Source organism: Rhodococcus sp. IEGM 1381, assembly GCF_030056795.1.
Classification (GTDB): Bacteria; Actinomycetota; Actinomycetes; order Mycobacteriales; family Mycobacteriaceae; genus Rhodococcoides.
Genome location: NZ_JASHKQ010000001.1, coordinates 1,979,158 through 2,003,412, shown reverse-complemented (window position 1 = coordinate 2,003,412; position 24,255 = coordinate 1,979,158). Strand labels below are relative to the sequence as shown.

At 64.7% G+C, this 24,255-nt stretch carries 18 protein-coding genes; 4 read left to right on the top strand and 14 right to left on the bottom strand.

Features of this window, described 5'->3' with window-relative positions:
- Position 1: 1 nt before the first annotated feature.
- The gene (locus QM797_RS09430; protein WP_283275089.1) at positions 2–1,948 is read right to left on the bottom strand and encodes a vWA domain-containing protein; all 1,947 of its coding nucleotides are present in this window, start codon (positions 1,946–1,948) and stop codon (positions 2–4) included.
- Positions 1,948–3,333, bottom strand: coding sequence for a sigma 54-interacting transcriptional regulator (locus tag QM797_RS09425; RefSeq protein ID WP_283275088.1), 1,386 nt, complete (start codon positions 3,331–3,333; stop codon positions 1,948–1,950). The genes QM797_RS09430 and QM797_RS09425 overlap by 1 nt, the downstream gene beginning before the upstream one ends.
- 237 nt (positions 3,334–3,570) lie before the next feature.
- On the opposite strand from QM797_RS09425, the gene QM797_RS09420 reads away from it, so the two are divergent.
- Entirely contained in the window at positions 3,571–4,434 is an 864-nt protein-coding gene (locus QM797_RS09420; RefSeq protein ID WP_283275087.1) for a PDDEXK-like endonuclease domain-containing protein, read from the top strand.
- Positions 4,435–4,501: 67 nt separating this feature from the next.
- On the opposite strand, the gene purH is transcribed toward QM797_RS09420, so the two are convergent.
- From purH to QM797_RS09370, 10 genes are all read right to left on the bottom strand, one after another.
- Entirely contained in the window at positions 4,502–6,058 is a 1,557-nt protein-coding gene (purH, locus tag QM797_RS09415) for a bifunctional phosphoribosylaminoimidazolecarboxamide formyltransferase/IMP cyclohydrolase (protein WP_283275086.1), read from the bottom strand.
- On the bottom strand, positions 6,055–6,669 hold the full coding sequence (gene purN, locus QM797_RS09410; RefSeq protein ID WP_283275085.1) for a phosphoribosylglycinamide formyltransferase: 615 nt from the start codon (positions 6,667–6,669) through the stop codon (positions 6,055–6,057). Before purN ends, purH begins: the two co-directional genes overlap by 4 nt.
- Positions 6,670–6,751: 82 nt before the next feature.
- Complete coding sequence (locus QM797_RS09405) at positions 6,752–8,191, bottom strand: cell division protein PerM (RefSeq protein WP_283275083.1); 1,440 nt, start codon at positions 8,189–8,191, stop codon at positions 6,752–6,754.
- Between the two features lie 71 nt (positions 8,192–8,262).
- Positions 8,263–9,450 (bottom strand): DUF5336 domain-containing protein, encoded by a 1,188-nt coding sequence (locus tag QM797_RS09400; RefSeq protein WP_283275082.1) that lies wholly within the window; start codon positions 9,448–9,450, stop codon positions 8,263–8,265.
- A gap of 95 nt (positions 9,451–9,545) precedes the next feature.
- Positions 9,546–10,670, bottom strand: coding sequence for a dimethylsulfone monooxygenase SfnG (gene sfnG, locus QM797_RS09395; protein WP_283275081.1), 1,125 nt, complete (start codon positions 10,668–10,670; stop codon positions 9,546–9,548).
- A 23-nt stretch (positions 10,671–10,693) separates the two neighbouring features.
- A complete protein-coding gene (locus tag QM797_RS09390; RefSeq protein WP_283275080.1) occupies positions 10,694–11,917 on the bottom strand; it encodes an acyl-CoA dehydrogenase family protein in 1,224 nt (407 codons plus the stop codon).
- 68 nt (positions 11,918–11,985) lie between these two features.
- Complete coding sequence (locus tag QM797_RS09385; RefSeq protein WP_502942305.1) at positions 11,986–12,330, bottom strand: DUF2200 domain-containing protein; 345 nt, start codon at positions 12,328–12,330, stop codon at positions 11,986–11,988.
- 154 nt (positions 12,331–12,484) lie between these two features.
- Positions 12,485–13,396, bottom strand: a complete 912-nt coding sequence (sucD, locus tag QM797_RS09380) for a succinate--CoA ligase subunit alpha (RefSeq protein WP_222096109.1) — start codon at positions 13,394–13,396, stop codon at positions 12,485–12,487.
- Positions 13,397–13,404: 8 nt separating this feature from the next.
- Positions 13,405–14,568, bottom strand: coding sequence for an ADP-forming succinate--CoA ligase subunit beta (gene sucC, locus QM797_RS09375; protein WP_283275079.1), 1,164 nt, complete (start codon positions 14,566–14,568; stop codon positions 13,405–13,407).
- A 146-nt stretch (positions 14,569–14,714) separates the two neighbouring features.
- Positions 14,715–16,595: a hypothetical protein gene (locus QM797_RS09370; RefSeq protein ID WP_283275077.1), complete on the bottom strand. Its 1,881-nt coding sequence runs from the start codon at positions 16,593–16,595 to the stop codon at positions 14,715–14,717.
- Positions 16,596–16,817: 222 nt separating this feature from the next.
- Here QM797_RS09370 and QM797_RS09365 point away from each other — a divergent pair, with 222 nt between their 5' ends.
- On the top strand, positions 16,818–17,828 hold the full coding sequence (locus QM797_RS09365) for a M23 family metallopeptidase (RefSeq protein WP_283275074.1): 1,011 nt from the start codon (positions 16,818–16,820) through the stop codon (positions 17,826–17,828).
- A gap of 72 nt (positions 17,829–17,900) precedes the next feature.
- Here the strand turns inward: QM797_RS09365 and QM797_RS09360 are convergent, their stop codons facing one another.
- Positions 17,901–20,381 (bottom strand): UvrD-helicase domain-containing protein, encoded by a 2,481-nt coding sequence (locus tag QM797_RS09360; RefSeq protein WP_283275073.1) that lies wholly within the window; start codon positions 20,379–20,381, stop codon positions 17,901–17,903.
- A 331-nt stretch (positions 20,382–20,712) separates the two neighbouring features.
- Here QM797_RS09360 and QM797_RS09355 point away from each other — a divergent pair, with 331 nt between their 5' ends.
- Positions 20,713–21,003, top strand: a complete 291-nt coding sequence (locus QM797_RS09355) for a chorismate mutase (protein ID WP_283275336.1) — start codon at positions 20,713–20,715, stop codon at positions 21,001–21,003.
- Positions 21,004–21,049: 46 nt separating this feature from the next.
- On the opposite strand, the gene QM797_RS09350 is transcribed toward QM797_RS09355, so the two are convergent.
- On the bottom strand, positions 21,050–22,501 hold the full coding sequence (locus QM797_RS09350) for an NAD-dependent succinate-semialdehyde dehydrogenase (protein WP_283275334.1): 1,452 nt from the start codon (positions 22,499–22,501) through the stop codon (positions 21,050–21,052).
- A gap of 83 nt (positions 22,502–22,584) precedes the next feature.
- On the opposite strand from QM797_RS09350, the gene pgi reads away from it, so the two are divergent.
- Positions 22,585–24,234, top strand: a complete 1,650-nt coding sequence (gene pgi / locus QM797_RS09345; protein WP_283275071.1) for a glucose-6-phosphate isomerase — start codon at positions 22,585–22,587, stop codon at positions 24,232–24,234.
- Positions 24,235–24,255: the final 21 nt, after the last annotated feature.

The following is a 24,255-nucleotide window of genomic DNA, read 5'->3' as shown; positions in this document are numbered from 1 at the left end:
GCTAGGACCGCCGACGCTTGAGGTAGTCGCTCACCACCGCAGCACCCAGCCCGTCCAGGTCCGGCGCGATGACTCGCCCGCCCACTCGTTCGGCCATCTTGTCGACAACTCTGGCCAGGCCGGGGTCGTCACCGAGCCGGAAGATCGTCACCTGCGCACCGAGTTTCGCGACGGTATCGAGCTCGCGAACGGTCAGTCCCAATGTCTTGGAGGACGGCGGGTAGTCGAAGTACGCATGGCCGTCCGGCTCGAGATGAGCAGTCGGCTCACCGTCGGTGACGATCAGGACCACCGGCTGTGCGTTGGGATAACGCCGCAGATGCCGTACTGCCAACATCAGTGCGTGGTGCAGATTGGTGCCCTGATCGTAGGCACCATCCAACCCCGCCAGCTCCGACGCCGTCAATGTCTTTGCGTGCCTGCCGAATCCGATCAGTTGCAGATCGTCTCCGCGAAACCTGGTGCTGACGAGGTGATTGAGAGCCAGTGCGGTGCGCTTCATCGGCACCCAACGGCCGTCCATCACCATCGAGAACGAGGTATCGACCAGCAGGGCCACGGCCGCCTGCGTTCGAGTCTCGGTCTCGCTGATCTCGACATCGGTCACCTGCAGCTGCACCGGAAAACCCGATCCTGTTGCCGCCGAGCGCAGTACCGCGTTGTTGACCGTGCGCGTGACATCCCACGGTTCGGTGTCGCCGAACTCCCACGCCCGCGACGCTCCCGTCGGCTCGCCCATCGCACCCGCCTTGCGAGTGTCCCGCTCGCCGCCGCGTCGAGACAACTTTCCCGCGACGTCCTTGAGCGCGGACTGCCCCAGCTGACGCATTGCCTTGGGTGACAGACGCCATTGCCCGTCGGCACCCTTGTCCATGAATCCCTGCTGCTGCAGAGCCTTTTCGAGCTCCGAGAGCATCCGCGCATCGGCCGCAGCCTCCGGCCCGAGTTGCTTCAGCAGAGCATCGGCGTCGATGTCGTCGAGGGCAGCTCCGTTGTACTGCTGCGAGAGTTGGTTTCCCAAATTCTCGAGATCGGCGATGTCCTGAAGTGCGCCGGTGCCGTCGCCCAGACCCATACCGTTCTCGCCGCGGAAGTTCTGCGAGCCGTCCCAGTCCTCACCGGGCCGTGCCTGCTGCAGGTTCTGATCGAGTTGATCGAGCTGACTGAGCAGGTTCGAGTCACCGAAAGCCTGCTGCGCCAATGCATCCAACTCGGCCCGCTGCTCGGGGGTCAGAGAGTTACGCAGCCGCTGCGCCGCCGCGGCCCGCTGCGCGAGCGAGTCCAGCAACTCGTCGACGTTCTTCGGGTTCTCCGGGAAGTGCTGACCGTGCTTGTTCATGAACTCGTCGAATTGCTCGTCGGTGTCCTCACCCTTGTTGTGGGCGTCGAGCAATTCGTTGAGGTCCTTCAACATCTCGCTGATGGCCTGGCGGTCCTCGTCGGTGGCACCTTCGAGGGCCTGCTTCATGCCCGCAAAACGCTGATCGAGCATTTCGCGTCCGAGCAGGTCCTTGATCTTCTCGTAGTTCTCTCGCCCCTCCGACGAACGCCAGTCGTAGTCCGAAAGCTCCTGCACCGCTTGGGCAGTGGACGGTGAGAGATCGCCGATCTGCATCTCCTGGAACCGCGCATCATCGTCGAGGGCACGCGCCAACGCCTTGCGCTCCTCGAGCACAGCCTTGTCCAGCAGCTCACGCACCTCCTGCAGGGTGCCGTCGAGGTTGTTCTTCTTCAACAGGTCTCGTCGCCGCTTGGCGGCCTGAGCGGCCAGGTCGTCGAGCCCACGCATGTTCTTCGTCCCACGCCGCAGCATCTCCTGCAATGCCCGACGCGGCGACGCGCCCTCGAGCACATCCTCGCCGATGGCGTCGAGCGCCTCGCGCAGATCCACCGGTGGTGCAAGGGGATCCGGCCCGTCGTGATACCGCCCGTATCTGGAGCGACGCATCAGCTGTACACCGTCTGACCGTCGTCGTCCGGGTCCTTGGAGATCCGGCGCGCGAGGTAGAGACCTTCGAGCGCGAGTTCGACCGCGGCTGCCTTCTCGCCGTCCGAGGTCGCGTTCAGCCGCTCGTGGATGTCGCCGATGACCTCGACGTCGGGTAGCTCGTCGAGCAGAGCTTTGGCGGTGATCCGGTCGCCGGTCACGATCGGCTCGCCCGTCTCGACCGCTGTCACCAGCGCTGCGAGGTTGATGCCGCCGAGATGTGCTCGAACGGTATCCGCCGTCGCGCGGCGCAGCATGTGCTCGAGAACTTCGATTTCGCGTCCTTCCTCGCCGGACTCGAATTCGACCTTGCCGCGCAGCACCTCGATGATGGTGCCGAGATCGACGGGCCGGGCCACGGGCTCGGCCTCGCCGAGTATCGCGGCCCGGTGAACGGCTGCGGCAGCAATGGTTTCGGCGGCCGCGATCGCGAATCGAGCGGAGACGCCGGAGCGCTGGTCCACCGACGGCGACTCCCGCAGCAGTCGAGTGAAGCGAGCGAGCACCTCGAGCAGGTAGGTCGGGACGGCGGCCTGAAGATCCGCTTCCTGATCGATGACGGCTACTTCGTCGTCCAGTTCGAGGGGGTAGTGCGTCCTGATCTCGGCACCGAAGCGGTCCTTGAGCGGGGTGATGATGCGTCCGCGATTGGTGTAGTCCTCGGGGTTGGCGCTCGCCACCAGCATGACGTCGAGTGGCAGCCGGAGGGTGTAGCCGCGGACCTGGATGTCGCGCTCTTCCATGACGTTGAGCAGCGAGACCTGGATGCGCTCGGCGAGGTCCGGTAGCTCGTTGATCGCCACGATGCCGCGATGGCTGCGCGGAACGAGCCCGAAGTGAATGGTCTCCGGGTCGCCGAGGCTGCGGCCCTCGGCCACCTTCACCGGATCGACATCGCCGACGAGGTCGGCCACCGACGTATCCGGGGTGGCGAGCTTCTCGGCGTATCGCTCGCTGCGGTGCCGCCACTCGACAGGCAGGTCGTCGCCGAGTTCTCCGGCTTTACGAATACTGGCAGGCGTGATCGGCTCGTACGGATGTTCCCCGAGTTCGGCTCCGGCGATCACCGGCACCCACTCGTCGAGCAGCAGATTCAGGGTGCGCAGCAGTCGCGTCTTGCCCTGACCACGCTCGCCGAGCAGAACCACGTCGTGACCGGCCAGAATCGCACGCTCGAATTGCGGCAACACAGTGGAGCCGAAGCCGACGATCCCCGGCCACGGATCGTCGCCGTCACGCAATGCCTTCAGAAGATTCTCCCGCAACTCCTCCTTGATCGACCGCTGCCGATGTCCGGATGCCTTGAGTTCGCCGAGAGTGGAGATGCCAGGTTTGGTAGAGGTCACTTCTCCACGCTACGAGCGTTTGGCAATTGCTGCCATCGAGAGCGGAGTTCCCGTCCCGCCCAACTCGAAGTTATGGACATAAATCGGGCAAATTCCGTCCATAACTTCGAGTTCGGCGGTCGATGCACACCTAAGCCCGAAGTCGAGCACAGCTTTGTAACTGTGGACAACTATTTTGTTCATCCACAGCCAGCGCTCGGCCCACTTTTCGCATGAATCCGATGCCACTGTGCATGGATGGACAGCGCACCGTTCGTCGGATCCGAGGCTATGGCCAACGGATTGGTCACCCGCCAAGACCTGCGACATCACTTCCGTCGCATCTATCGTGACGTTTACATCGACCCGGGCTGCGAACTGGATGCGCCGACCAAAGCCAGAGCAGCGTGGTTGTTCTCCCGAGGCAAGGGAGTGGTCTCCGGCGTCAGTGCCGCGGCAATCCACGGATCGGGCTGGATCTCGGCAGACCACGATGCCGAGCTCATCTGGGCTGAACACAGACGGAAGTTCGACGGGCTTCGGATCGGCTTCGACGAGCTGGCACCGAACGAAATCGAGACTATCGACGGGTTGATCGTCACCACTGCCGCCCGAACTGCCTACGATCTGGGGCGTCGTGCACCCTTCGGTTCCGCTGTGGCGCGCCTGGATGCACTGTGTCGTGCGACCGGGGTAGGCATCTCGGACATCACCCGGCTTGCCGAACGTCATGGCGGGGCTCGCGGGATCGTCCAGTTGAGGAAAGTGCTCGACGTCGTCGATGCCGGCGCCGAATCACCGCAGGAGACACGCACCAGACTGGCACTGATGGCCGCCGGCCTGCCTCGACCGCAAACCCAGATCGAGGTGGTGGGGTCCGACGGCAGAGTGTTCGCACGCATCGACATCGGATGGGCACGCTGGAAAGTCGCGGTGGAGTACGACGGCGAGCAGCACTGGTCCGACGAAAGGCAGCGAGCCTGGGACATCGAGCGTCAACACTTACTCGAGGCACTCGGCTGGACCGTGATCAGGGTGAGCGCACTGCAACTGCGCACCGATCCGTGGGGCGTCGCAGCGCGGGTTCGCGACAAATTGCGCGCCGCGGGGGCAAAGGTCTAGCCGAGCTCGAAGTTATGGACGGATTTCTCCAGAAATCCATCCATAACTTCGAGCTCGGCACCAGGGGCTAGTGAGCGAAGTGCCGCGAACCCGTCAGGTACAGCGTCACGCCTGCGTCCTGTGCGGCAGCGATCACTTCGTTGTCGCGCACCGAACCACCCGGCTGCACAACCGCTTTGACGCCTGCACTCATCAGGACCTGCAAACCGTCGGGGAACGGGAAGAAGGCATCGGAGGACGCCACCGAACCGGCGGCGCGATCCCCGGCCCGCTGCACGGCGAGATGGGCCGCGTCGACGCGGTTGACCTGGCCCATTCCGACGCCGACCGACGCACCGTCGTGGGCGAGCAGAATCGCGTTCGACTTGACGGCTCTTCCTGCGCGCCAAGCGAATTCGAGATCCTTCAGAGTCTGCTCGTCAGCAGGTTCGCCGGCCGCGAGTGTCCAGTTGGCCGGATTGTCGCCGTCTGCGTCGAGTACGTCGCGCTGCTGCAGCAATGCGCCGCCCGAAATCGGCTTGAGCTCGACGCCGGACGTGGGCGGTGCCTCCGCCAGAAGGACGCGAATGTTCTTCTTGCGCTGCAATACTCCGAGGGCACCGTCGGCGTAGGACGGCGCGATGATGACCTCGGTGAAGATCTCGGCAACCTGCTCGGCCATCTCGACGGTGATCTCACGGTTGGCTGCGATGACGCCACCGTATGCGCTCACCGGATCACATGCGTGCGCCTTGCGATGCGCCTCCGCGATGTCTTTGCCGACGGCGATGCCGCACGGGTTCGCGTGCTTGATGATCGCGACGGTGGGTTCGGCATGATCGAAGGCCGCCCGCCAGGCCGCGTCGGAATCGGTGAAGTTGTTGTACGACATCTCTTTACCGTGCATCTGCTCCGCCTGCGCGATGCCCGTGCCCGCAGGATCGACGTACAGCGCCGCAGCCTGGTGCGGGTTCTCGCCGTAGCGAAGCACGGCCGCACGGTCCCAGGTTCCGCCGATCCACTCGGGGAACGAGGACTCGGACTCGGACTCGACCAGCACACTACTCATCCACGACGCCACCGCGACGTCGTAGGCAGCGGTGTGCTGAAATGCCTGCGCTGCAAGCGAAGTCCGCTCGGCGAGGGTGAATCCGCCACCTGCGACGGCAGTCAGCACGTCCTCGTAACGGTTGGGGTCGACAACCACGGCAACCGACGGGTGGTTCTTGGCCGCGGCACGCACCATCGACGGTCCGCCGATGTCGATCTGCTCGACGCATTCGTCGGGCGTCGCACCACTGGCGACGGTCTCGGTGAACGGATACAGGTTCACCACGACGAGCTCGAACGCTTCGATGCCCAGCTCTTCCAGCTGCGAGAGATGTTCGGGCTTACGGGTATCGGCGAGCACTCCGGCGTGTACCCGAGGATGCAGTGTCTTGACGCGTCCCTCGAGGGTCTCGGGAAATCCGGTGAGGTCCTCGACCTTGGTCACCGGGATTCCGGCGTCGGCGATCTTGCTCGCCGTCGATCCGGTGGACACCAAAGCGACGCCCGCGCCGTGCAAGCCGGTCGCCAGTTCGATCAGTCCGGTCTTGTCGTAGACGCTGACCAGTGCGCGGCGCACTGCTTTACGTTCACTCATCGGATTATCTGAGCCTTTCGTCCATCGGAGGTGACACCTGTGGTGGCCATGGCTGCGATCACATCGACCAGCAACCGTCGCTCGACAGTCTTGATGCGTTCGTGCAACGCGGCTTCGTCGTCGTCGTCGAGAACGGGAACGGCTTCCTGCGCCAGGATCGGCCCGGTATCGACGCCGGAATCGACCAGATGAACCGTCGAACCGGTCAGTTTGACGCCGTGATCGAGTGCATCCCGAACGGCGTGCGCACCCGGAAACGACGGCAGGAGCGCGGGGTGAGTGTTGACGATACGTCCGGCGAAGTCCTCGAGAAATCGCTCGCCGAGAATCTTCATGAAGCCCGCGGTGACGACCAGATCCGGCTCGAAGCTCGAGGCAGCATCGGTGAGCGCAACATCCCACTCGGCACGATCGGCATAGTCCCGCAGCCCGATCCGAAAGTGCGGTATCCCGGCCTCGTCCGCACGCCGGACTGCGTCGCAGTCCCGATCGACTCCGACGGCGACGATGCGCGCGGGATAATTCTCGGTCACCGTCGCATCGACGAGCGACTGCAGCAGCGAGCCGGTCCCCGACGCGAGGACGACGACCCGCGCGGGTGTCTCACGCAAGGCAGTCAGCGCACTACTCCTGAGGTATCGAGGGGATCGTTCGAGCCAGCAGAAAGCCTAGTCGCTGCGCCCCACACACCGACTACCGGGCAGGTCCGTCCTCCGCGGCGTCCTTGTCCCCGGGTGGGGCGACGATCTCGGCGTCCAACGGTTCGTCGTTATCGGCATCGACCGCCGGCTCAGCAGTCGGTTCCTGGGCTGGCTCGGCCGGAAGTTCGTCCACGACCTCGGCCTCGACGACCTCCTCGACGTGATCGTCTGCCTTTTGCTCGGCGGGAGCAGCTTCGATCGCCACCTCGGCGGCGGGCACCACCACCGGGGTCGGTTCGTCGGGTTCGGGTTCGGGTTCTGCTCGACGCCACACGACGATGGCCGCGGATATCGTGCCCGCGACGGCGAGCCATGCGAAGGTCAACAGTCCGAAGCTCCAGACGGTCACCTCGACGGTTCCGAAGGTGCCGAGGCTTCCACCTGCGGCGTATCCGAACAGGGCTGCGAGTACTCCGGCAGCAGCTGCCACCACCCACACCGAAGACACTGCTACCTGGATGTCGGCGCTGCGGATGGCGCAGTCTCGGCCGAGCAACAGCCCCGCACCGATCGGGACGGCGAGCATGACGACCCAGATCGTCTGCGCAGGCCCTTCAGGGAGGACGGCCAGGATCGGCAACGGCGGAAGCGGGCCACCACTCGTCGCGAAGAGGCTCACCGATGCGTCGCCGAAACCAGCTGTGGACCCGGTCGCCACCGCGAGCGCGCCGATCAAGACGTTGGGGAGGTAGAGCACCGACAGGACAGTCAGGCCGAGCATTCCGACGACATCTCGGCCACCTTCGACCAATGCACCGACGGTTTCCCAGGAGGCGAGCAGGGCGAGCAGAACCACGGCCGCGCCACCTGCGACGAGGATCGACAGTGCGCGCACGAACGGTGCGACGAGGGCACGAACCCATTCCGGGAGACCGCGGCGGAGGACCTGGGAATCCCAGCGCGCAAGGATCAACCCGGTTCCGGACGCAGCCGCGTGCACGCCGGCTACCCAGGAGAAAGCCGCGAGAGCATTGGGGCTCGACAGGCCGATAACGGTGGACGCGTCCCCGGCAACGGCCAAGGCGATAGCGGTGACGGCGAGCGGGCCGGCCATCGAGGCGGCGAACACCCATCGAACCATGCGGCGTTCGGTGTCCGGATCCACCGCGCGGTGGACGGTGCGGGCAACGGACCAGCCGATGATCAGGGTCGGCAGTAGTGGTGCGACACCGAGGGACGTACCGCCGATGGTCAGGGGAACCAGATGCACGGCAAACCACGTGCCGGCGATCGCTCCGAGGGTTCCGGTGAGATCACTGTTCACCGAGACGAGAGTGAGCAGAACGAGGGTGGTGGCGATCACCACGACCAGCCCGGAGGTCTTGAACGCCACGGCGGCAAGCATGCGCGACTGGTCCGGGGTAGGCCCGGTGCCGACCCGGGCAGTCCTCGCGGCCGCGCGTCGAGTGTCTCGGTTCAATAGATCGCTCATCGCAACGAGAGTCGCATCAACTTCGCGGCACGCCGGTCAGGCGCGCCGCGAAGCTGGATGTGATGCCAGAATCAGTCGCGCTTCTCGTCGTCGACTGCGGGCGTGGCGCCGAACGACTGTGTGGGCGCGCCGTAGGGCGTCGACTGATCGCCCGATGCGGACTCCTCGGGCTTCACCGGGGGCTGGCCGTAGCCCGACGGCTGACCGTACTGATACTGATTCGGGGGGTACGCCTGCCCCGCGGCGGGAGTTCCCGGACCGGTGTACGGCGGCGGTGAGTAGCCGCCCTGCGGCGAGGTGTTGGGCGCGGATTGACCGCCGTACGCCGGCTGCCCACCTGGGTTGTACGAATGCTGACCCGACGCCTGTCCACTCGGAGCCTGACCGTAGTTCGAGGGAGCTCCCGGAGCCTGCCCGTACGACGGCGGATTGCTGTAGTTCTGGGGCTGCGACGGCCCACCGAACGATGTCGTGGGCGCGTTGTACGGGTTCTGCTGGCCGTAGCCGGCCTGCTGGTTCTGACTGCCGTAGCCCGCGGGCTTGGGGGCAGGTGCCTTGACGATGCCCGCGTCGAACAGCAATGCGACCACGGCGGCGGCGGCCTGAACGAAGCCGAGCACCAGCACCAGGATTGCGCCGATACCGAGCGAGCTGGTGGTGCTGGCGAACTCGTTGCCCTCGGCGCTCGGCAGACTGAACGACTGGAAGACCAGTACCAGGAAGCCGGTGATCGCCAAGGCGGCAACCACGGCCTGGTTCTTGGCATCCTTCTGCAGCAGCGACGCGCCGGCGATCAAGCCGGCGGCCAGCAACAGCGCTACCGACACCGCGCTGCCACCGGAAGCGAAGAACGTAGTGCTGAACGACGTTTGGATGCTGCTCGGCAGTTCCTGCGCCGAGCTGACTTCGGCAGTGACGAGATCGAGCAATCCGAGCAGGAAGTTCACGACACCGAGGCCGAGCACCACGAACGTGAGAATCCTCGGCAGGTTCGTCAGGCCCGATCCGGGCGACTTACGTTCGGGTGCAGCAGATCCGGGCGCCGAGGTCCCAGGCGCGCCGGGCGCCGAGGTGCCCGGCACAGGAGGCCCGAAAGGATTGGATACCGACGGTTGGTGGAACGGCTGGCCCTGACCGTGGCCCTGCGCAGGCGACGGAGGCTGATTCGGCGAGGAGGACGGTCCGTACGACGGTCCGCCTCCGCCGTAGCCACCAGGGTTGGAGCCCCCGTTTTCAGGGCTGCCGGGCGAGTAGGTCATCGCGTCTCCTCATCCTGATAGTTACGTACCCAGGGTCGGTCGGGTCCTGTCGACTCACGCTACTGCACGGACCCGACCGATCCAGGCACTCCAGGTCAACGGGCCGCGACGAGCTCCTGCTCGTCGGCCTCGGCAGCCTCGAGTTCCCGCACCAGCGGTAGCACCCTGGCTCCGAAGTACTCGATCTCCTCCTGGAAGTGCAGGAAGCCACCGAGAATCAGGTCGACGCCACGGCGACGGTAGGCAACGATCCGCTCGGCCACTTGCTCCGGTGTTCCGATCAACTGCGTCTTGAACCCGTCGTTGTACTGCACGAGATCCTCGAACGACGAATCGGCCCACATTCCCTTCTTGTCCCCGGTCGAGTTACCGGCCTGCTGCACTGCTCCCTTGAAACCTTCGACAGCAGGCTTGTTGGCCTTCTCGATGATCTCGCGCAACGTGTCTCGGGCTTCCTTCTCGGTATCACGCGCGATGATGAACCCGTTCAGCCCGAACTTCACCTCGCGCTGGTGATCACGCGCGATGCGTCGGAGATTGTCGAGTTGCTCGGTGACGCCGTCGAAATCCTTGCCGTTGCTGAAGTACCAATCCGAGTATCGGCCGGCATTCTCCTGTGCTGCAGAAGAATTGCCGCCCTGGAACAATTCGGGGTTGGGTCGGTCAGGAGTGTTCAGCGGCTTGGGCTTGAGGGTGAAGTCATGGATCCGATAGAAGTCGCCCCGGAAGTCGACATCGTCCTCGGTCCAGATCTTGCGTAGTACCTGCAGGAATTCGGCGCTGCGACGGTATCTTTCGTCGTGCTCGAGCCACGGTTCACCCAGGTGGGTGAACTCGTCCTTGAACCAGCCACTGACGACGTTCACTGCGAAGCGGCCGTTGGACAGGTGATCCGCGGTCGCGCCGAGCTTGGCCAGTACCGCCGGTTGCCACAGCCCGGGGTGCACGGCTGCAATCACTTTGAGGCGTTCGGTGGCCAGCAGGAGCGCGAGCGAGAAGCTGGTGGATTCGTGCTGGAACTCCGCGCCGTAACTTGCCTCGTACCGCACCTGACTGAGCGCGTACTCGAAGCCGTTGTTCTCGGCGGTCTGCGCCAGCTTCTTGTTGTACTCGTAATCCCAGCTGGTGCGTTGCTCGATGGTGCTGGTGACCAGACCACCCGAGACATTGGGGACCCAATACGCGAACTTGATTGCGTCGGAGATCTTTTCGGTGCTCACAGTGCTCCTCCTACGGACGTGTTCTACGAGTACCAGGTGGGCTCGGGCAGCTCGCCGGTGAGAACCCAGCGGCCCACCTCGCGTCGCTTGTAGGCAACCGGATCGTGCAGGGTGTGGGTTCGCACGTTGCGCCAGAAGCGGTCGAAGCCGTACTTGCTGGCCGTCGCACGCGCACCGAGGGCCTCGAACACCGTCGAGGTGATCTCGAGCGACACCTCGGTGGCGCGAGCCTTGACTGCTGCCACCCGAACCTCGTGATCACCGCGCTCCTCGGCGGTGACGTTCCAGGCGTTGTCGTGAATCTTCCTACCGTCCAACGCCACGGCATCGGCCAGAGCTTCGACGGCCCACAGCTTGGACGTCAGGTCTCCGTAGATGTCGATGATGTACGGCTCGTCGACGGCCTTGTCGACGGTGCTGTGCAGCCACGCACGGGTCTTGTCCTTGGTGTACGACGCCGCCTCCTCGAGAGCACCCCTCGCGATTCCGAGGTAGAAGTTGACGAATACCAGCTGGATGGTCGGAACGTTGAGCGTGTTGTACACACGTGACTGAAAGGCTTTGTCCACGAATCCTGCTGCGCTGGCCCAGTCGACGCGAACCTTGTCGATGGTCACGCTGCCGCTCTCGGTCTGACGCTGGCCGATGTTGTCCCAGTCATCGTGGAAAGACAAGCCCTCGATGTTGGACGGCACAATCGCGAACACGTGATCGGTGCTGCCCTCGAGCGCACCTTCGAGCACGGTCACGTCCGAGACGCGGCTGCCGGTGGAGAAGGTCTTGGAACCGTCGAACACGATGGTGTCACCCTCGTCGGTGACGGCAACGTCGTTGTCGCGGGGATTGACGGCTCCGCCGAAGAACCACTTGTTCTTCGTGGCGTCGGCTTCGACGGCCTCGATCTGCTCGGGGGTACCGACCAGACGCGCAGCCCAGAACCACAACAGGTGGTAGCCCAGCAGCTGGCCGATGGAACCGTCGGCTGCGGCGACGGTTCTGATCACCTGGTACGCCGTCGGCCAATCCTGGCCTGCGCCACCGTGTTCGACGGGGCCGAGCAGGGTGACGAGACCGGCGTCCTTGAGTAGCTGAATTTCGGCGGAGGGGGCCTCACGTCCCTTGTCGCGGGCGACAGCGTCGACGGCGAGGAGTTGAGCCACCTCACCGGCGCGAGAAATCCATCCGGCAGCGGCGGTGGGAGCGTCGGGCCAGTTCTTGGTGAGAGCACGATTTTCTGTGGTTGTCATGACGCACAGTGAAGTCCTGCGCCGAAGCAATGACCACAGTTCGATTCATCGTGATTCCAACCCGATCGTCAGCTACGCAGAATCTTCGTCATCGCCTTGCCCTTGGCGAGTTCGTCGATCAGTTTGTCCAACAGCCGGATCCTCTTCATCAGCGGGTCCTCGACATTCTCGACGCGGATGCCGCAGACCACTCCGGTGATCAGCGTCGCGTTCGGATTCAGGTTCGCTGCCGCGAAGAAGTCCTCGAACGTCGTCTCGGCCTCGAGATGTCGATCGAGGGTGGCTTGGTCGAATCCGGTGAACCACCGAATGATCTCGTCGACCTCCGCTGCGGTGCGGCCCTTTCGCTCGACCTTGTTGATGTAGAGCCGATGGACCGTCACAAAAGCGGTGGTGAAGATGTTGTGCACGATGGTCAATCTAGTCCACTGGTGTGCCCGCACCGCGTGAATGTCACATTGCCGCGCCCAGACGTATGCAGTGGTCCATTCACGCGCCCGGATCGCGGCGCGAGCGCACGAAAAAGCCCGCCACCGGATTCGGTGGCGGGCTTCTTACGAGTGAAACTTACTTCACAGAAAGCGATTCCAGGATTTCGCGCGCGAGGGCAGCGGTCTCGGACGGCGTCTTGCCGACCTTGACGCCTGCGGCCTCGAGTGCGTCCTTCTTCGCCTGCGCCGTTCCCAGCGAGCCGGAGACGATGGCACCGGCGTGGCCCATGGTCTTGCCCTCGGGAGCGGTGAAGCCTGCGACGTAGCCGACGACCGGCTTGGTCACGTTGGCCTTGATGTAATCGGCTGCACGCTCTTCGGCGTCGCCGCCGATCTCACCGATCATGACGATGATCTTGGTCTCGGGGTCCGCCTCGAACGCCTCGATGGCGTCGATGTGGGTGGTTCCGATGACCGGGTCGCCGCCGATGCCGATGGCCGTCGAGAATCCGAAGTCGCGGAGCTCGAACATCATCTGGTAGGTCAGCGTGCCGCTCTTGGAGACCAGGCCGATGGGGCCGGTTCCCGAGATGTTGGCGGGCGTGATGCCGACCAATGCCTCACCGGGAGTGATGATTCCGGGGCAGTTCGGGCCGATGATGCGGGTCTTCTTGCCCTTCTCCACGTTGTAGGCCCACGCGTACGCGGAGTCCTGCACGGGGATGCCCTCGGTGATGACGACGAGCAGCGGGATCTCCGCGTCGATCGCCTCGACGATGGCGTCCTTGGAGAATGCCGGCGGCACGAACGCGATGGACACGTCGGCTCCGGTCTTCTCCATGGCCTCGGCGACCGAAGCGAACACCGGCAATTCGATGTCGTTGCCCTGAGCGTCGACGTGCTTGACCGTGGTTCCGGCCTTGCGTGCGTTGACGCCACCGACGACCTGGGTGCCGGCCTTCAGCATCAGGGCGGTGTGCTTGGTGCCTTCGCCGCCGGTGATGCCCTGGACGATGACCTTGTTGTCCTTGTTCAGAAAGATAGACATATTTTCCTCTACTTCGCTGCCAGCTCGGCGGCCTTGTCGGCGCCCTCGTCCATGGTTCCGGCGAGCGTCACCAGCGGGTGCGCGGCGTCGGCGAGAATCTTGCGGCCCTCTTCGACCTTGTTGCCGTCGAGACGGACGACCAGCGGCTTGTTGGCGTCGTCGCCCAGCTTCTTCAGCGCGCCGACGATGCCGTTGGCGACCGCGTCACACGAGGTGATGCCACCGAAGACGTTGACGAACACGCTCTTGACCTGCTCGTCACCGAGGATGACGTCGAGGCCTGCGGCCATGACCTCGGCCGAAGCTCCGCCGCCGATGTCGAGGAAGTTGGCGGGCTTGACGCCGCCGTGTGCCTCGCCTGCGTATGCGACGACGTCGAGGGTCGACATGACAAGTCCTGCACCGTTTCCGATGATTCCGACCTGTCCGTCGAGCTTGACGTAGTTGAGGTCGTTCTCCTTGGCCTTGGCCTCGAGGGGGTCGGCTGCGTCCTTGTCCTCGAACTCGGCGTGGCCGGCCTGGCGGAAGTCTGCGTTGGCGTCGAGCGTCACCTTGCCGTCGAGGGCCAGGATCTGATCGTCGGGGGTGCGAACCAGCGGGTTGACCTCGACCAGGAGAGCGTCTTCGTTGATGAAGACCTCCCACAGCTTCTGGATGGTCACCGCAGCGGCGTCGAGCACCTCGGCGGGCAGCTTGCCCTTCTCGGCGATCTCACGAGCGAAAGCGAGGTCGACGCCCTTGACTGCGTCGACCGGGATACGTGCGAGTGCGTCGGGGTTCTCCTCCGCCGTCACCTCGATCTCGACTCCACCCTCGACCGAACACATCGCGAGGTAGGTGCGGTTGGTGCGATCGAGCAGGAAGGAGATGTAGTACTCCTCGGCGATGTCGGAGGCTTCTGCGACGAGAAGCTTCTTGACGACATGGCCCTTGATGTCGAGTCCGAGAATCGCCTCTGCGTTCTCGGTGGCTGCTGCGACGTCCTTGGAGTACTTGACTCCGCCGGCCTTGCCGCGGCCGCCGACCTTGACCTGCGCCTTGACCATTACTGGCTTGCCGATTTCTTCGGCAATCTGTGTTGCTCCGGCGACCGTGTCGGTGACACGACCGGCGGAGGTGGGTACGCCATGCTTGGCGAACAATTCCTTCGCCTGGTATTCGAAGAGATCCATCAGCTCACCGTCTCGTCTACGTTGACGCCCGCTCCAGGGGTGTGAGCGGGTCTGAGCATGGACTTTATCCAGGTGCCCCGACGGCGCATCGGGCGCATGCATGCTATGTGGCCTATCTCACCGCTACGGGTGGGATGAAATGGCCGTCACCGATCGGCGCGGCGGGCCGAAAGTGCCGCAGCGACACCGAGAACGACGATTCCCACCACCAAAGGCAGAACGGCGGGCCCCATCACCGGATCCGTTGCACGCGCAGATGTCAGCGGCCACGACGCGAGATGAACGATGCCGGCGACGGCCGCAGCCGCGAGCAGAACGCTGCCCCGGGCGGCCCGGGCACGCGCGGCGACGAGGGCTGCGACGACGATGCCGACGGCGAGCACCATCTGCCCCCAGGTATCCCAACCCCACGGAAATTCGGTGACGGTTGCAGCGGTGACGTCGCTGCCCCGATACAGCGGCAGCGCCAGGCCGATCGCGAGGAGAGCCGCACCGAACAACCCGACGCCCAGCACGACGCCGTCCGTCGACACGTCCATGGATGTGTCGACATCGTCGCGTTCGGCCGATCCGGCGAACAGTGCCAGCAGTCCGGTGACTGCCGCTGCAACGACGCCCGCGATGATCGCAAGAGCGCCGATGCCGGTACTCACTCCGTCCACGTCCTCGGCAAGCACCACCGATTGCAACACCGACGCCGCCGCCGACACCGCGCCGAGCCAGAACAATCCCACGAACGGGCGTGCAGCAGAGGCGAACTCGGAGAACAGCAGCGGCACCGAACCCAGAATCATCACGAAGCCGGCGACCAACACCACCCGGGTGGCCAGAATCTGCGGCACGGCGGTGCCCGAGTCGGTCTCGAGAATCGGCAGCAACGATCCGACGACGAACAGCGCGCCGGCGAGAACACCTGCACCGCCTGCTGCGGCATGCCACTTGTTCGATCCGGGATTGGTCGATCCCGGACCGGCAACGCCGCGGGCACCTCGCGCACCCACTTCGCGTTCCTGCGCTCTCTGCAGCGCGCGACGGTCGCGGGCAGCGGCGACGGGTGCAAGCGCTGCGCCGCAGATCAGCAGTCCGATCCCGGCCGCCGTCCCCAGATAGGCACCGAGACCGGCACTCACCCGAGCGCCGGTGCTCAGTCCGGCGAGCAGACCTACGCCCGCGAACCCCAGCACGCCGAGTCCGGCTCCCACGGCCGCGCCCGACGCCACCAGCGGCGACAGCGAGGCCAGCGCCGACGCAACCACCACGAGTGCCGCGATACCGACGAGGCCGGATCCCACGGCGACGAACACTGGCGATTCCACGACGGCGGTCACGATCACCACCGGGTCATCCGAGCGATACAGCGACGAGAACGCCGCGACGGCCGCGAGCACACCGAACGCGCCGAGAAGCGCCCCGAGCAGCGAACCGACCCGCCCCGCCGACGCGCGCCCCACATGCTCGGAATACACCGAGTGGCCATACCCGTCACCCAGCCCGGCGCGATGCACGGCGGACCACCCCGCAACGCCCGCCAGAACCGACGCTGCGTGACCGACGAGCAGAATCTGGGCACCGGCGGTGGCGTCGAGCATGGCGGCGCTCAGGGGACGGAAGAGTTCGAGCCGATTCGCGTCGATCGGATCCGACAGCAGGGCGACGTCCAGTAGTGCGATGCCGAGTGCCACCGCGCCGTACCCGGCCAGCAGTGCCGCGGCGAACTCGATACGCCTCGTGGCCGCACCCACCGCCGCTGCGACGGCGACCAGGACCGGAAGAGCAACGGAAAGAAGGGCGGCCGACGCGGCACCGCTTCCCACCGGCGAACCGTCGACGCTTCGGACGACGCCGATGAGTGGGGCCGCCACCGCGGCTGCTGCAGCGATCAGAGCGAATACGACAGCAGCTACGAAGCGCGACGTGGGTGACGGATCGTCCGCTCTTCCGCCCGGCCCATCCAGCGGCTCGATTCGTTGCGGTTCCGCACGCTCGGAACCGCGGGCGGACGAGTCGTCGAAGGTGGGAGTCGGCATTCGGACCACGGTATCGGCTGGATCGAAGGAAGAACCGTTACTGTCGACCCGGTGTCTCTTGCAGGATGTGGTCCGTCACGACATAAACCCTGGTGGGGCTGTGAGCCATCTCACATATGACACGAGTTTGGTCTGTTAACTTGCGCGCCCCGCAATCATTTCGTTACCGTCTGCCGAGTCTTTCAGTAACGGCCAGGTCACGGATAACGGAGGTTGTAGGTCTTGCAGCAACACCGTGCGTCCTTCACCTCCAGCCGGTTCTCTCGACCCGCCGCTGAAGACGCGACCACGGTCTACAGCTACGAACCTGCCGACGACCACAGCGCGTACGACGCCTACTCCTACCCCGCGTATCAATATGCCGAGGCCGAGTTCGTCGACACCGCCTACGTCGCACCCGACGAAGCACCGACCGTCGTCACGACGTTCGCGACCACCGCAGACGCCACCCCCGTGGCCCGTCGCGGCGGCGCCCACAGAATTCCGCTTCCCCCCACCGCCCTCAAAGGCCGCGCTGCCGTTCTCGCCGTGGCCGCAGGCGCTGTCGTAGCTGCAGGCCAGGCCGTCATCAACGACGACTCGCCCGCGACGGTCGCCACCTCCGAGTACGCGCTCGCCGCCGGTGAAGCACCCGCGGCCGCTGCAATCGCAGCCACCACTGCCCCGCAAACGGCCGCACTCGACGCAGATTCGTCGAGCGCAATGCCGTCGCAGGCACCGCAGATTCTCAGCGTCGCGGCACCGGCCGATCTGAGCCAGTTCAACGACTTGCTCGCCAAGGGTCAGCGCTTCAGCGAAGAGCGTGCCGCACGTGAAGCAGCCGCCCGCCGGCCGCTGTTCGCTCTCCCCGCGCAGGGCACCTACACCTCCAACTTCGGCACACGCTGGGGCGTTCTGCATGCCGGTGTCGACGTCGCCAACGCCATCGGAACTCCGATCTACGCTGTTGCCGACGGCAAGGTCATCGACTCCGGTCCGGCTGCAGGCTTCGGTATGTGGGTACGTGTACAGCACGCCGACGGCACGATCACCGTCTACGGCCACGTCGACACCACTACGGTCTCGGTCGGTCAAGACGTCATGGCGGGAGACCAGATCGCCACCATGGGCAACCGCGGCTTCTCCACCGGACCGCACCTGCACTTCGAGGTCCACCTCCCGGGCGAAGTCAAGATCGACCCGCTCCCCTGGCTCGCCTCCCGAGGGATCTCCCTCGGACCCGAAATGGACTGAGTTCACTTCCACTACTGCACAACAAGCCGGACCCCGCTTTCGCAGGGCCCGGCTTTCGCGTTGTCGGCGCTTCTACAGCTTGGTCATCGGCACGCCACCGATGAGCATCATCTTGACGCGGCCGGCCGAACCGAAGTCGATCAGGACCATCGCTTTGATTCCGGCACCGGTCGATTCAAGCACCGTACCCAGTCCATATTTGTCGTGACTGACTCGATCCCCCACGGCAAGAACGAGATTGGAATTGCGCCCCTTGGCGGCACCGAAGCTGGGCGACGAGCCCTGGCCGCGTGACGAGGAGCCGCCTGAGCCATAACCACCGGAGCCGTACCCGCCGCCAGAGCCGTAACTGTTCGAGCCGTAGCTGCCGGATCTGCCACCCCCGATCGCGCGGCCGCCCCCGGTGCCGGGATCCTCACGTCGCCAATCGATCAGGTGTTGCGGAACTTCTTGCAGGAATCGAGATTCCGGGTTCGCGATGGGCTGGCCCCACGCCGACCGCATGATCGCGCGCGTGAGGTAGAGCCGCTGCCGTGCGCGCGTGATACCCACGTAGGCCAGGCGGCGTTCCTCGGACAGTTCGTTGGGGTCACCCAGTGCTCGCATGTGCGGGAATTGGCCGTCCTCCCAACCCGTCACGAAAACGACCGGAAACTCCAGGCCTTTCGCGGTGTGCAGCGTCATCAATGTGACGACTCCGGTGCCGGAGTCGGGAATCTGATCGGTATCGGCCACCAGGGAGACCCGTTCGAGGAACGCAGCTAGCGAACCGGGTTCGGCCAACCCGTCGACGCCGCCGTCGTCCTCGCTTCGGTCGTCGCCTGTCTCGAGCGCCTCTTCCGCCACCGCGGCTTGGTTTCGCGCCTCTGACGTGAACTCCCTTGCCACACTGACGAGTTCGTTGAGGTTATCGAGCCGCGCACCGTCCTGCGGGTCACTGCTGGCTTCGAGTTCGGCGCGGTAGCCCGTGCGGTCGAGAACGGCTTCGACGACATCGCCGATATCCGCGATGTCGTTTCCGTCGCCGTCGGTCGCGGTGAGTACGGCACGCAGTTCGTCGAGCAGTTCCATGAACTGTGCGATCAGCTTCTGCTGCCGAGAGTTGAGCAACGCCACCTTGCCCGCAGCCGCGTCGTGCAGGGCGCGCGAGAAGCTGATGTCACGTTGCTCCGCGTGGACGGCGACACACGCCTCGGCACGATCGCCGATACCTCGGCGCGGGGTGTTCAGGATGCGTCGCATGCTGACGGTGTCGTCCTCGTTGGACAGCACCCGCAGATACGCAACCAGGTCCCGGACTTCCTTGCGCTCGTAGAACCGGACGCCGCCGACGACCTTGTAGGGCAGACCGAGTCGAATGAAGATCTCCTCGAGCGCACGCGAGGAGTTGTTGGTTCGATAGAACACCGCTACCTCGTCGAAGCGCACGTCTTTGCCGTCGACGAGTCGATCGATCTCCGAAGCCACGAACGACGCCTCGTCGTGCTCGTTGTCTGCGACATAGCCGACGATCAGCTCGCCTTCGCCGGTGTCGGTCCACAACTTCTTCTCGCGTCGGCCGGTGTTGCGTGAGATCACGGCATTGGCGGCCGAGAGAATGTTCTGCGTCGATCGGTAGTTCTGCTCGAGCAAGATGGTGCGCGCGTCGGGGTAGTCGCGCTCGAATTCCTCGATGTTGCGGATCGTCGCGCCACGGAAGGCATAGATGGATTGATCTGCGTCGCCCACCACGCACAGCTCACCCGGAGCGACGGTGCCTTCGAGTGCGCCGTCGGCATCGGGGGTGCCGACCAGTTCGCGGACCAACATGTACTGCGCGTGGTTGGTGTCCTGGTACTCGTCGACCAGAACGTGCCGGAACCGGCGGCGGTAGTACTGCGCCACCTGAGGGAAGGCCTGCAGCATTCCCACCGTTTCGCCGATGAGGTCGTCGAAGTCCATGGCATTGGCCGCGCGCAGCCGCTGCTGGTAGATGCCGTAGATCTTGGCGACGAGCCGCGGCAGTTCGGCGGGATCACCGTCGGCGTCCAGGGCCGCCTTGTCGGGCACGATCAGCTCGTTCTTCAGATTCGAGATCGCCGTCGACAGCAGTCGCGCCGAGAACTTCTTGGTGTCGATCTGCAGATCCTTGGAGATCATCGTCAGCAATCGCCGTGAGTCGTCGGCGTCGTAGATCGAGAAGTTCGAATTCAGACCCGGCAGCAACGCCGCCTGCGCCCGCAGAATTCGCACACAACTCGAGTGGAACGTCGATACCCACATCGCATTAGCCCGCGGTCCCACCAGACCGGCGACTCGCTCGCGCATCTCTGCGGCGGCCTTGTTGGTGAACGTGATGGCCAGAATCTGACCTGGCGACACCCCGCGTTCGGCGAGCAGATACGCGATACGACGCGTCAGCACCGCCGTCTTGCCCGAACCGGCTCCAGCCACGATGAGCAGCGGCGATCCGGTGTGTACAACGGCCTCACGCTGCTGCGGATTGAGCCCTTCCAGCAGCGCGTCGGACGCAGAGTTCTTACGGGACGCGAGGCCTTGGAGGAATGTGTTCATCGTCAGGTCAGGTTACCGGCGCGTACCGACAAACCCACATCGCGTGGTCCCGGCCTCGACGGATGACTTTTCAGGACGGTCGGCCCGTGGCACACTGGATCGGTGATCGAAAAAACCGTACGTCATCGCCTGCGTCGGGTCGGCCGCTCCTCGGCCACACGTGCGGGAGCCTGTCGATAGACGCAACGCCCCTGGTTCCAGGCGGGGGGCTCGAAGGCCCGGACAGGAAATTCGAGCCGGAACCGAGCCGCCAGGTGATGCAGTTCCGAATACGAAAGGCGTAACGGTGACGGACGACGCAGCGATCCAAGATGTGACCCGAGGAGAGACGATGGCCATGACGACGAAGATCGACTCAGAGACTGCAGTGCCTTCCAGCGAGGCCGAGATCAACGATTTGCGGCAGGAAATCGACCGCCTCGATGCCGAGATCCTGACGGCCATCAAGCGTCGCTCCGAGGTCTCGCAGATCATCGGCCGCACCCGTATGGCCTCCGGCGGTCCGCGCCTGGTGCACAGCCGCGAAATGAAGGTCCTCGAGCGTTTCAGCAGCCTCGGTCAGGAAGGCCACACGCTGGCCATGCTCCTGCTCCGTCTCGGTCGCGGTCGCCTCGGACACTGATCGACCCTCCGGTTGGGCGCGCGGTGTGCACGCCCAACCGTTAGCTCTACTTCAATGCGATGTACTTGGTCTCGAGGTACTCCTCGATGCCCTCGGATCCGCCCTCACGGCCGAATCCGGATTCCTTGACTCCACCGAACGGCGCTGCCGCGTCCGAGATCACTCCGCGGTTGACGCCCACCATGCCGCTGTCGATGGCGTCGGCGACCCGTAGCGCGCGGTCCAGGTTCTCGGTGTAGATGTACGACGCCAGTCCGTACTCGGTGGCGTTGGCCGCGTCGATACCTTGCTGTTCGGTGTCGAAGCCGACGATGGGAGCCACGGGGCCGAACACTTCCTCTTTCAGGATCCTGGCCTTCGCTGGAACGTCGGTGAGCACGGTCGCCGGGTAGAAGTACCCATCTCCGCCCGGTGCGGTACCGCCCAGCGCGACCGTCGCGCCCTTCTCCACTGCGTCGTCGACGAGCTCCTGCACGGTCTCGAGTTGGTCTGCGTTGATCAGCGGGCCCAGCTTGGTGTCGGGGTCGACGCCGGGTCCGAGTTTCATCTCGGACATCTTCGCCACCAACTTGGTGGTGAACTCCTCACGAACGCTGTTGTGCACGTGCAGCCGGTTCGCCGCCGTGCAGGCCTCTCCGCCGTTGCGCATCTTCGCCAGCATCGCGCCGTCCACTGCGTCGTCTATGTTCGCGTCGTCGAACACCACGAACGGGGCATTGCCACCGAGTTCCATCGACGTCCGCAGCAACCTCGTCGTGGACTTCTGGACGAGTGATTTGCCGACGCCCGTGGACCCGGTGAAGGTGAGTTTGCGTAGCCGCGAATCTTCCAGCAGCGGCCCGGTGACGTCGCCGGACTTCGACGTCGTCAGTACCGAGAGCACACCTTCGGGCAAGCCGACCTCGTCGAAGATCTGCGCGAGCAGCAGCATCGTCAGCGGGGTCTCGCGGGCCGGCTTGACCACGATGGTGCAGCCGGCAGCCAGAGCAGGCCCGATCTTCCTGGTGCCCATCGCCAACGGGAAGTTCCACGGGGTGATCGCCAACACCGGACCGACCGGAGCCTTGGTGACGAGAATTCGACCGTTGCCCGCGGGTGCCGGGGTGTAGCGGCCGCCGATGCGCACTGCTTCCTCGGCGAACCAACGAAAGAACTCGGCCCCGTACTTCACTTCGGCCTTGGACTCGGCGAGTGCTTTGCCCATCTCGAGTGTCATCAGCAGCGCGATGTCGTCGGCGCGTTCGGTGACCTTCTCGAAGGCCGCTCGCAGGATCTCGCTGCGCTCGCGCGCGGGCGTTGCCGCCCAACTCTTCTGCGCCGCAGCGGCGGCGTCGAGCGCCTTCATCGCGTCGGCGGGCGATGCGTCGGCCACCTCGGTCAGGGGCTTGCCGGTCGCCGGATCGTTCACCGCGAACGTCTTGCCTCCCTCCGCGTCGACGGCCTTGCCGCCGATCCACAGTTTTGCCGGAATCGATTCGATCAATGCACGTTGGTCCATACCGTCCATGATGCCTCCGCAGCGCCTGATGCAAACGACAAACGACGCGCGCGCGACTCGGCACCGCATTACTGTTGGTTCGTATGAGCGTCGATATCACCGGCACGGATGCCTGGCAGAAGCTGACCGATCACCACTCCACGATCGCTGATACTCATCTTCGGACATTGTTCGCCGAGGACGCCGACCGAGCACGCACGTTCACCCTCGACGCCGCCGATCTTCATATCGACTACAGCAAGCACCGAATCACTCGCGAGACCGTCGAGTTGCTCGTCGAGCTCGCCCGCACCGCCGATGTCGAAGGCAAGCGCGACGCGATGTTCTCGGGCGAGCACATCAACACCTCCGAGGACCGCGCCGTTCTGCACACCGCGCTGCGTCTACCAGCCGACGCGTCGTTGACCGTCGACGGCCAGAACGTCGTCGCCGATGTCCACGAAGTCCTCACTGCCATGGGCGAATTCACCGATCGAGTACGTTCGGGCGAATGGGTCGGTGCCACCGGCGACAAGATCTCCACCGTCGTCAACATCGGCATCGGCGGATCCGACCTCGGACCGGTCATGGTCTACAACGCGCTCCGGCACTACGCCGATGCGGGGATTTCCGCGAAGTTCGTCTCGAACGTCGACCCAGCCGATCTCGTCGGTGCGCTCGACGGACTCGATCCGGCATCGACGCTGTTCATCATCGCGTCCAAGACGTTCTCCACCCTCGAGACGTTGACCAACGCGACCGCGGCCCGTCGCTGGCTCGTCGACGCACTCGGTGAAGACGCCGTCGCCAAGCACTTCGTCGCCGTGTCGACCAACGCCGAGCGCGTCGCGGACTTCGGTATCGACACCGCCAACATGTTCGGCTTCTGGGACTGGGTCGGCGGACGGTACTCCGTCGATTCCGCAATCGGGTTGTCGGTCATGGCCGTTGTGGGCAAAGAGGCGTTCAGCGAATTCCTGGACGGGTTTCATCGCATCGACGAGCACTTCCGGTTGACGCCGCTCGCCGAGAACGCGCCGGTTCTGCTCGGCTTGATCGGCCTGTGGTACAGCTCCTTCTTCGGCGCGGAAACCCGTGCAGTGCTGCCGTATTCGAATGACCTCTCCCGCTTCGCCGCGTACCTGCAGCAGTTGACGATGGAATCCAACGGCAAGTCCGTCAAGGCCGACGGCTCCCCCGTCACCACACCCACCGGCGAGATCTTCTGGGGCGAGCCGGGCACCAACGGCCAGCATGCCTTCTACCAATTGCTGCACCAGGGAACACGTTTGGTGCCTGCAGACTTCATCGGATTTGCCGAGCCCACCGACGATCTACCCACCCGCGACGGCACCGGCTCGATGCACGACCTGCTGATGAGCAACTTCTTCGCCCAGACCAAGGTGCTCGCCTTCGGCAAGACGGCCGAGGAGATCGCCGCCGAGGACACACCGGCAGATGTGGTGCCGCACAGGGTGATGCCCGGCAATCGACCGTCCACCTCGATTCTCGCGTCGAAACTCACGCCGTCGGTGGTCGGCCAATTGATCGCCCTGTACGAGCATCAGGTCTTCGTCGAAGGCGTCATCTGGGGCGTCGACTCCTACGATCAATGGGGCGTCGAACTGGGCAAGACCCAGGCCCTCGAACTGACACCGGTACTCATCGATTCCGAAGCTCCTGCTGCACAGTCGGATTCATCGACCGACTCCCTGGTGCGCTGGTACCGATCGCAGCGGGGTCGTTCGAGTTAGACCTCAGTCCGCGGATCCACG

Coding starts and splice junctions, on each gene's coding strand:
- QM797_RS09430 (WP_283275089.1), bottom strand. CDS start 1,948: ATGCGTCGCTCCAGATACGGGCGGTATCACGACGGGCCGGATCCCCTT.
- QM797_RS09420 (WP_283275087.1), top strand. CDS start 3,571: ATGGACAGCGCACCGTTCGTCGGATCCGAGGCTATGGCCAACGGATTG.
- purH (WP_283275086.1), bottom strand. CDS start 6,058: ATGAGTGAACGTAAAGCAGTGCGCCGCGCACTGGTCAGCGTCTACGAC.
- QM797_RS09405 (WP_283275083.1), bottom strand. CDS start 8,191: ATGAGCGATCTATTGAACCGAGACACTCGACGCGCGGCCGCGAGGACT.
- QM797_RS09400 (WP_283275082.1), bottom strand. CDS start 9,450: ATGACCTACTCGCCCGGCAGCCCTGAAAACGGGGGCTCCAACCCTGGT.
- QM797_RS09390 (WP_283275080.1), bottom strand. CDS start 11,917: ATGACAACCACAGAAAATCGTGCTCTCACCAAGAACTGGCCCGACGCT.
- sucD (WP_222096109.1), bottom strand. CDS start 13,396: ATGTCTATCTTTCTGAACAAGGACAACAAGGTCATCGTCCAGGGCATC.
- sucC (WP_283275079.1), bottom strand. CDS start 14,568: ATGGATCTCTTCGAATACCAGGCGAAGGAATTGTTCGCCAAGCATGGC.
- QM797_RS09370 (WP_283275077.1), bottom strand. CDS start 16,595: ATGCCGACTCCCACCTTCGACGACTCGTCCGCCCGCGGTTCCGAGCGT.
- QM797_RS09360 (WP_283275073.1), bottom strand. CDS start 20,381: ATGAACACATTCCTCCAAGGCCTCGCGTCCCGTAAGAACTCTGCGTCC.
- QM797_RS09355 (WP_283275336.1), top strand. CDS start 20,713: ATGGCCATGACGACGAAGATCGACTCAGAGACTGCAGTGCCTTCCAGC.
- QM797_RS09350 (WP_283275334.1), bottom strand. CDS start 22,501: ATGGACCAACGTGCATTGATCGAATCGATTCCGGCAAAACTGTGGATC.
- pgi (WP_283275071.1), top strand. CDS start 22,585: ATGAGCGTCGATATCACCGGCACGGATGCCTGGCAGAAGCTGACCGAT.